General features: G+C 71.5%; 6 protein-coding genes and 1 pseudogene. 2 read left to right on the top strand and 5 right to left on the bottom strand.

Annotation, left to right across the window (positions count from 1 at the left end; all coding sequences use genetic code 11):
• The 4 genes from G6024_RS09075 to G6024_RS09090 all read right to left on the bottom strand — a co-directional run.
• Nucleotides 1-896, bottom strand: an 896-nt coding sequence (locus G6024_RS09075) for an FAD-dependent oxidoreductase (RefSeq protein WP_159148533.1), incomplete at its 3' end; no start/stop codon positions are given.
• A 9-nt stretch (nucleotides 897-905) separates the two neighbouring features.
• On the bottom strand, nucleotides 906-1,895 hold the full coding sequence (locus G6024_RS09080) for an AurF N-oxygenase family protein (protein ID WP_069389843.1): 990 nt from the start codon (nucleotides 1,893-1,895) through the stop codon (nucleotides 906-908).
• Nucleotides 1,896-2,131: 236 nt separating this feature from the next.
• Nucleotides 2,132-2,788, bottom strand: a complete 657-nt coding sequence (locus G6024_RS09085; RefSeq protein ID WP_083249769.1) for a TetR/AcrR family transcriptional regulator — start codon at nucleotides 2,786-2,788, stop codon at nucleotides 2,132-2,134.
• Nucleotides 2,785-3,822 carry an AraC family transcriptional regulator gene (locus tag G6024_RS09090; protein WP_067713037.1) on the bottom strand — a complete coding sequence of 346 codons (1,038 nt, stop codon included), beginning with the start codon at nucleotides 3,820-3,822 and terminating at the stop codon, nucleotides 2,785-2,787. The genes G6024_RS09085 and G6024_RS09090 overlap by 4 nt, the downstream gene beginning before the upstream one ends.
• Nucleotides 3,823-3,912: 90 nt before the next feature.
• Between G6024_RS09090 and G6024_RS09095 the strand changes: the two genes are divergently transcribed.
• Both G6024_RS09095 and G6024_RS09100 read left to right on the top strand, forming a co-directional pair.
• Entirely contained in the window at nucleotides 3,913-5,499 is a 1,587-nt protein-coding gene (locus tag G6024_RS09095; RefSeq protein WP_159148534.1) for a flavin-containing monooxygenase, read from the top strand.
• Nucleotides 5,496-6,329, top strand: coding sequence for an SDR family NAD(P)-dependent oxidoreductase (locus G6024_RS09100; RefSeq protein WP_159148535.1), 834 nt, complete (start codon nucleotides 5,496-5,498; stop codon nucleotides 6,327-6,329). Before G6024_RS09095 ends, G6024_RS09100 begins: the two co-directional genes overlap by 4 nt.
• Nucleotides 6,330-6,553: 224 nt before the next feature.
• Here the strand turns inward: G6024_RS09100 and G6024_RS09105 are convergent.
• Nucleotides 6,554-7,059 (bottom strand): annotated as a pseudogene (locus G6024_RS09105) (hypothetical protein); the annotation flags it as partial.

The following is a 7,059-nucleotide window of genomic DNA, read 5'->3' on the forward strand; positions in this document are numbered from 1 at the left end:
GGGCCGCGGCGGCCGAGGACCACGACCTCGCGGACCCGGCTGCCGCGCAGCGCCTCGAGGGCGTGGCGGGCGATGGAGGTGCCCGCGAGCCGCTCCGGCTCGGTGGCCAGGATCCGGGCCACGTCCAGTGCCACGTTGCCGTTGCCGACGATCACCGCCCGCTCGTGATCCAGCGGGACGTGGGCGTCGGCGTGGTCGGGGTGATCGTTGTACCACCCGACGACCCGCGTCGCCGACGTGCTCCCCGGCAGGTCGACCCCCGGGATGTCCAGGGGGCGGTCCGTGCCGGCCCCGGTCGCGTACACCACCGCATGGTGGTGGGTGGCCAACTCCTCGGCGGTGACGTCCTCGCCAACGTGCACGCCGAGCCGGTAGCCGAACCCGGGCTGCTCCTCGATCGCGGTGAACAGGTCCGCGACCGCGCGGGTGCTGGTGTGGTCAGGCGCCACCCCGTGCCGGGCGAGCCCGTGGGCGACGGGGAGCCGGTCGAACACCGTCACCTCCACGCCGGGCTGGCGGAGGAGTTCGTCGGCGGCGTACAGCGCCGCGGGGCCGGCTCCCACGACCGCGACCCGCAGGGTCGTCCGGGTGGGGCCGAGGCGGACGATCGTGGGGACGCGGGCCTGGGGCCTGCTCGGCCGGTCGTCCCCGGTCAGTGCCTCGTTGATCCCGAGGAAGTCCTGCTGGTCGGGGGCCAACGCGGTGTGCGGGACGATCGCCCCGACCGGGCACGCCCCCACGCACGCCCCGCAGTCCACGCAGGACACCGGGTCGATGTAGAGCATCTCGGCGGTGGCGAAGTCGGGCTCGTCGGGGGTCGGGTGGATGCAGTTGACCGGGCAGGCGTGGACGCACGAGGCGTCCGCGCAGCAGGCCTGCGTGACGACGTGGGGCATGTCGGCGGCCTAGTCGCGGAACGCCACGGGCGGCTCGCCGCGGTACCGGGAGGGGCGCCCGTCGATCTTCAGGGCCTTCCACACCCGCCGCGCGGCCGGGTTCATCAGACCCGAGTCCTCGGCGAGCTTGCGGACGTCGCCGAACAGGTCCGACAGGAACCGCTGCGACTCGGGGCTGTCCCAGTACAGCTCGCGGACGACCTCGTCCGGGATGTCGAACGTCTCGCGGAACTCCTTGGTGGGCTTGAGGATCGCGTCGCACAGCACCCGCATGATCACGGGGAAGGCCAGCGACACGAGGAACGACTCGTTGCGCGACATCCGCGGGGCGTTGCGGGCCACGTAGGTGTGCGCGAACGAGATGTGCCGGGCCTCCTCGGCCACGTGGATCTCCATGATCCGGGACAGGACCGGCGGCAGGGTGTCCGAGTTGCGCAGGACCTGCTTCTGGGTGTGGTCGATGGGTTCCTCACCGGCCAGGACGCCGATGAAGAACGCCACCGGGAACGGGCCCGCGGCGAGCGGGATGATCGGGGACAGCCGCCGGATCCACCGCGCCATGCCGGGCACGTCGGCGCCGATGCGGTTCACGCCCTGCTGGAACATCTGGGTGTGGTGGCATTCCTCGGTGGCCTCGTGGGTGAGGTACCGGAACTCCGCGGCGCCGTTCTGGCTCTTGAAGACGTACTGCATGATCCCGCGGATGAGGATGTTCTCGAACTGCAGGCCGACCTTCATGATGTTGGCCTGACGCCACAGGCCGATCGCGATCTGCTTCTCCCGGGGCAGCCCCAGGTACCACGGGTGGCCGCCGAGCGGGTCGATCCCGGCGGGCAGGATCCAGCGCTCGTCGGTGGGGTCCACCGCGAAGTCCGGGTCGTCCCACGGGATGTCCTTGAAGGCGTCGAAGCTGCGGTGGACCGAGGCGTGCGACAGGCGCCGGAGCGTGTCCTCGTACTCCTCGGTGGTGGCCGACGGGGAGGGGGCGACAGCGGTCATGGCTCATCCTTCCGGTTCCCGACTCGTGGATCGGGAGCGTGGACTGCAGATCGACGGTGACAGAGTGACATCCGCGATCTATTTGTATCTGACGCTAGACACGCAGAGGCGATTCGTCAACCATTCATGAGGTTCGGTTCAGATCTGCGCGGCGGGGATCCTCGCGGCGAGACTCCGCGCGGCGAGACTCTGCGCGGCGGGGCTCTGCACGGCGGGGCTCTGCACGGCGGTGCGGGTCAGCCCTCGGCGAGTCCACCGCCGAGCAGCGGGCCCAGGTGGGTGCGTGCGAACGCCCGGGAGACCTCGGGGTCGTCCAGATCGATGGCGGTCGACGGCGTGAGGACGAACGAGATGACGAGGCGAACCGTGAGCTCGGCCCCGACGAGCAGTTCCTCGTAGGGGCGGGAGTCGGGGACGGTCCGCGAGATCTCGGCGGCCAGGAAGTGTGCGGCGGCGGTGATGAGCGGCGCCCCCTGCACCGTGAAGTGCGGGACGGTCGCCTCCGGCTCGGTCTCCAGCAGGCGGTTGAGCAGGTCGTGGTCGCGGAGCGTCTCGACGGTGAACGCGAAGCCCTCGGTGAGCTTGTCCTCCACCGTGGCGTGGGCGTCGATCTCCCGCTGCAGGTCGGCGAGGAACCAGGCGGCTTCGCGCAGCAGCGTCGCCTCGACCAGTTCCTGCTTGTTGGCGAAGCGCCGGTACAGCGTCATCCGCGCCAGCCCGGCCCGCCGGGTGATGTCATTCATCGTGCACCGGGCGATCCCCACGCTCTCGAACTGTGCGGACGCCGCGTCGAGGATCTGCTCCCGGATGGGGTCGTCCATCGAGGTGCCGTCCGGGAGGCTTCGCCCGGAACGCAACATCGCCAACGGGTCGGACGCGGGGGTGTCGCTCATGTGCGCGATTGTCCCACTCCGGGCGGGGTCGTGTGCCCGTGCCTGAACTCGCGTGCGGTCATCCCCCACCAGCGCCTCGCGTACTGGCTGAACGTCGTGGCGTCGCCGAGGGCCAGCGCCGAGGCGATCTGGGCCAGCGGGATCTCCGTCGTGGTGAGCAGGCGCACTGCGATGTCGCGGCGGACCTCGTCCCGCAGGGTCGCGAAACTCGTGCCCTCCCCGGCCAGCCCGCGTTGCAGCGTGCGTGGGGAGACCGAGAGCAATCTTGCGACCCGGGGCAGCGACGAGGTGCCGGTGTCGAGGGACTGGTGCAGGACCGCGCGCGTCCGTTCGGTCATGCTCCGCCGGTCCTCGGGGATGTGCTGATCCAGGTACCGCAGGGCGAGCTGCTGGACCGCCTCGTCGCCGCCGGAGATGGTGCGGCCCAAGAGGGCGGACGGTACGCGCAGCACCGCGGCCGGGGAGGACGGCGTGACCGGCGCGCCGAAGAGCGATTCGTACCGCGCGGCGTCGGTGTTGAGCGGGTTGGGCAGGTCGACGGACACCAGGCCGTAGTCCCCGCCGAGCACACTGCGCATGGCGCGGTGAAGGAAGAGCAGGACGAGATCCACCGTCTGCGGCGGGATGAGCTGCCCGGGGTCCCGGTAGCCGAACCGCACCCCCAGGATGTCGGCCTCGTCGCGCGGATCGGGCACCACGGTGATCTCGATCGAGCGGGAGTGGAAGAACAGGTACTTGGAGGTCACCTCGAGCGCCTGCGTGGTGGTCCGGGCGTTCTTCACGGCCACGGCGACCGGGCCGAGCATGTCGAGATCCTGGTGCCCGGCGACGCGCAGTCCCAGGTCGGGGCACCGGAGCTCCGCGGCCGCGGTCTCCAGCAGGAGGGCGATCGACAGGTCCTCCACCAGGATCTCGTCACTGTCGAGCGCGCCGGCGGGGAGCCCGGACCGGCGGGCCAGGTCGTCGGGGTCGCCGCCGAGTTCGGTGACCACCTGCCGGACCCCGCGCAGGCCGGCCGATCGGATGAACGCCATGGGACCACCCTGCGGCACTTGGCGCGATCGAGCAACTTATTGGCGCATTTCGGCAAGCCTGCGGTGCCGTCAGCGGATACCGTACCGGTCATGATCAATTCCACCGAGCGTCCGGACGGCCCGGGCGCAGCGCCCGGAGACCCGCTGGACCTGCTGATCGTCGGGGCGGGCCTGTCCGGCATCGACCTGGCCCATCACGTGCACGAGGCGTTCCCCGACTGGCGATGGGAGATGCACGACGCCCATGACGACCTGGGGGGCACGTGGCACACGTTCCGCTACCCCGGCATCCGCTCGGACTCGGACATGGCGACCTTCGGGTTCCCGTTCCGGCCCTGGCCACACGGCTCGACCCTCGGCAGCGGCGCGGAGATCAAGGAGTACCTCCGCGACACGGCCCGCGAGGCCGGCGCGCTCGACCGCCTGCACCTGCGCTCGTGGGTCGCCGACGCGGACTGGCGCAGTGACCACCAGCTCTACCGGATCACCTGCGTCACCGACGACCGCGAACGCATCGTGTGGGCGCGGCGCGTGCACTTCGGCTCCGGCTACTACTCGCACGCCGAGGGGTTCCGCCCCGAGTTCCCCGGCGAGGCGGATTTCCGCGGCGAGATCATCCACCCCCAGCAGTGGCCCGCCGACCTCGACTACACCGGCCGGAAGTTCGTGGTGATCGGGTCGGGCGCGACGGCCGTGACGCTGGTGCCGGCGCTCGCCGAGCTGGGCGCGGACGTGACCATGCTCCAGCGCACCCCCAGCTATGTCGGCCCGCTGCCGGAGAAGGACCTCATCAGCGCGGTGTGGCGCCGACTGCTGCCCGCTCCGTGGAGCTACCGGGCGGCGCGCCTCAACCACGGTGCGCGGGACACGGCCCAGTTCGTCATCGCACAGCGGCTGCCCTGGCTGTTCAAGGCGGGTCTGCGGCTCATGCAGAAGCGCTACATCTCGACCGAGCAGATCGACGAGCACTTCACGCCGCCGTACCGGCCGTGGGACCAGCGCGTGTGCAAGGCTCCCGACGGCGACATCTTCCGGGCGATCCGGCGTGGCGGCGCACGGGTGGTCACCGGGCACATCGACCGGTTCACGCCGGCCGGGATCCGTCTGCGGTCGGGCGAGGAGATCGAGGCCGACGTCATCATCTCCGCGACGGGCCTGCGGCTCGAGGCGTTCGGCGGCGGCACGCTGAGCATCGACGGCGAGGCGTTGGACGTCCCGAGGTTGGCGACCTACCGCGGCATGATGCTGGCGGGCGTGCCCAACTTCAGCTTCACGGTCGGCTACATCAACTCGTCCTGGACGCTGCGCGCGGACCTGGTCTCCCGGTACATGGTCAAGCTCTGGAAGGCGGGCGAGTCGGTGTACGCGCCGCGCCTTCCCGCCGGGCCCGCCGACCAGCTCCTGCTGGACTTCGACGCCGGGTACATCCAGCGTGACGGCCACAAGTTCCCCAAGCAGGGCACGACCCGCCCGTGGCGCTACGTCCAGAACTTCCTGGTGGAGATCCCCGAGCTGGCCTTCGGTGACCAGCGCCGCGAGATGGCGTTCGGGGACCACGTGGAGCTCACCGACGCCCGCCGTGGGCCCGGGGCGGCCGGCGTCGGCCCCGACGGTGGGCAGGTCGAGGACGCACGGGATCACCAAGACGACTACGACGACGAGGTGGCCACCGCATGAGCCGATTTCTCCCACGGAAGAGTGCCGAACGGTCCGGGCGGACGGTCGCCGACGGTGGTGGCAGGCGCGTGTTCATCACCGGCGCCGCGTCGGGGTTGGGGTTGGCGCTGGCCAGGGAGTACCTGGCACTCGGGGACGAGGTGATCCTCACGGACGTCCACGCGGAGCCCCCGCCCGCCGTGCAGGAGCTGGTGGGGCGGTGGACCTACCGCCGGGTCGACGTCACCTCGGATGACGACTGGCGGGCCGCCGCGGAGGAGATCGGGTCGCTGGATATCCTCGTCAACAACGCGGGGATCGCGATCGGCGGTGCGCTCGGCTCCACCTCGATGGAGGCGTGGCAGCGGATCGTGGACATCAACCTGCTCGGGGTGGTGCGCGGCTGCCGGGCGCTCGCCCCCAAGCTGGGTCGGGGTGGCCGCCTGGTCATCACCGCCTCCGCCGCCGGGCTGGTGCATGCGCCCCAGATGGGCGCCTACAACGCGACCAAGGCCGCGGCGGTGGCGTTGGGGGAGACCCTGGACGCCGAGCTCCGGCCCCGCGGGGTGTCGACGTCGGTGATCTGCCCGCAGTTCTTCCGGTCCGGGTTGGCGGACTCCCTGTCAGGCGAGGACGCGCGGGCGGACGAGATGGCACGCAAGTTGCTGTCGCGGACGCGGTTGACGTCGGAGATCATCGCGCGGCGGTCGGTGCGTGGCATCGAGGCCCGGCGCGTGGTGATCACGCCCGACGCCCTGGCGACGTTCTTCTGGTATTCCAAGCGCTTCACCCGCGTGCCCTTCCTGGGCTCGACGCGCCTCATCGGCAGGGTCGTGGCGCGCGGCCGCTGAGCGGGGACGGCCTACTGCGGCCGAGCAGAGGATTTCGCGCAGAGCCACTCGGGCGATACAGGCGAATTCCTCTGCTCGGCCGGACAAGATCATCACCCACGCCCCCAGGGGTGCGCCGTGGACCTGCGTGACGGCAACCGGGCACTGATCGACCCCATGAGCCCCGCGGCCCGGACCCGGGGTTCGGGCCCGTGGGTCGTGGGCCGTGTTCTCGGACTCGCCGGTCAGTCCCGTGGGTAGACGAACCCGCGGCGCACGTCGATCCCCACGGCCTCGCCCACCCGCGTCGGCACGGCGGAGCCCGGCGGCACGAGGACCCGCAGTTCGACGTCCTCGTGCCGACAGATGACGGTCCGTCCGCTCCGTCCGTACAGCGAGGTGACGAACTCCGCGCCGATCCGGTCGGGCCCGGCCCCGACCCCCGGCCCGAATTCTGATCCGGCCGCGGTCCCACCCCCGTCGCCCGGAGTGCTCAGGGCGAGCCCGGCCGGCAGGAGGGCGAGCGTCGCCGGGCCCGTAACGGATCCGGCGGGGCCGGTCAGCGCGTCGGGGCGCAGGGTGATCCCGCCGGTGTCGGACCGGAACCCGTCACCGGAGACGGTCCCGTCGACGAGCGTGGCATCGTGCAGGAAGCCCGCGACGAACGCGCTGTTCGGGGCGGCATCGAGCTGGTCGGGCACGTCGCACTGCACCAGCCGGCCCCGGTGGAGGACGGCCACCTCGTCCCCGA

Source organism: Dietzia maris, assembly GCF_014144855.1.
Classification (GTDB): domain Bacteria; phylum Actinomycetota; class Actinomycetes; order Mycobacteriales; family Mycobacteriaceae; genus Dietzia; species Dietzia kunjamensis.